The sequence below is a fragment of the Arsenicibacter rosenii genome (genome assembly GCF_001870735.1).
GTDB classification, from domain to species: domain Bacteria; phylum Bacteroidota; class Bacteroidia; order Cytophagales; family Spirosomataceae; genus Arsenicibacter; species Arsenicibacter rosenii.
Genome location: NZ_MORL01000170.1, coordinates 1 through 1119, shown reverse-complemented (window position 1 = coordinate 1119; position 1119 = coordinate 1). Strand labels below are relative to the sequence as shown.

Here is a 1119-nt window from a genome sequence, read left to right as displayed (position 1 = left end):
ATCAAATTCATAAACCAACGTGCTTTTGCCTGCCCGTTTACGGGGGGAAAAGCCAACCTAACGGATAAAACATCAATGAAAACAACTACTTTTCTTGCTTCTATCGTTGCCGCTTTTGGCCTCATTGCCATTTGTTCAACATCCCTGTTTGCCCAGCTGAAAGTGGGCAACAACCCAACCACGATAAACCCCGGTTCTGTTATTGAAATGGAATCTACTAACAAGGGAATGATGTTACCCCGTGTTGCACTAACCTCAACTACAACCTGGGGATTAGCGGGTACTCCTTCTGCCGGGATGGTCGTATATAATACTGCCACTGCCGGTTCGGGAACATCAGCCGTTTCTGCCAATACGATTTACATGTGGAACGGTACGAATTGGGAACGATTGGTAAAAAGCTCAGATAATAATGCCGTTCCAACTAATCCGTTTGCCGTTGGTGAAATCAGAACCTCGAAAATAGTAGTACCGTTAAGCGTCTGGACAGCGAATACCCAAACGGTGTTGGTAATGACAAATAAATCATCAAACAGTTCAACCGCTACCACACGAACAGCCGCATTTCCGAATGCAACAAATAGTCCTGCTGCAATCGTTATCAGAGGGTTACGTCTGGACTTCATTCGCTCTACTCAATCCGCAGAAAATGTTGCTCCGAAATTTTTTAATACGACAGCAAACCCGGTTACCTATTCTGTCTCAGCACTTTCTACTAATGATGCTTACATCGCCGGAGCAGGTACAACCATCGCACCTAATGCATACTCCTATATAATTGATGGTGACGATAATTTCGCTACCTCGAATAATAACACTGCAGAATACGTAAATGCGATGGTAACGTTCTCCGACGGAGAGTGGTATAACTGTACCTGGCACGCAACAACAGATGGCATTAATTTATACATGTACGTCACTTCTCAGCGCTTAAACTAATCCAGACAGGTTAAGAAAATGGATCAAATAAGTCTGGATAATTACAGATAAGAGTCCAGCGATATACTGTTTATAAAATGAAAAAACGATGACTCGTAACCAGATAATCAAATACTTGCTGTGTTTGTTGGGGTGTTTGCCGGTATTTATTGAGGGTAGCCTTGCCCAATCGGCTAGCTT

The 1119-nt window shown here is 43.3% G+C and carries 2 protein-coding genes; one reads left to right on the top strand and one right to left on the bottom strand.

The annotated features are described in order from the left end of the window. A partial coding sequence (locus BLX24_RS30605; protein ID WP_218160745.1) for a phage tail-like protein occupies positions 1-939 on the top strand: 939 nt, incomplete at its 5' end. Here the strand turns inward: BLX24_RS30605 and BLX24_RS33545 are convergent. Then, positions 931-1119, bottom strand: a 189-nt coding sequence (locus BLX24_RS33545) for a hypothetical protein (RefSeq protein WP_218160744.1), incomplete at its 5' end; no start/stop codon positions are given. The genes BLX24_RS30605 and BLX24_RS33545 overlap by 9 nt on opposite strands.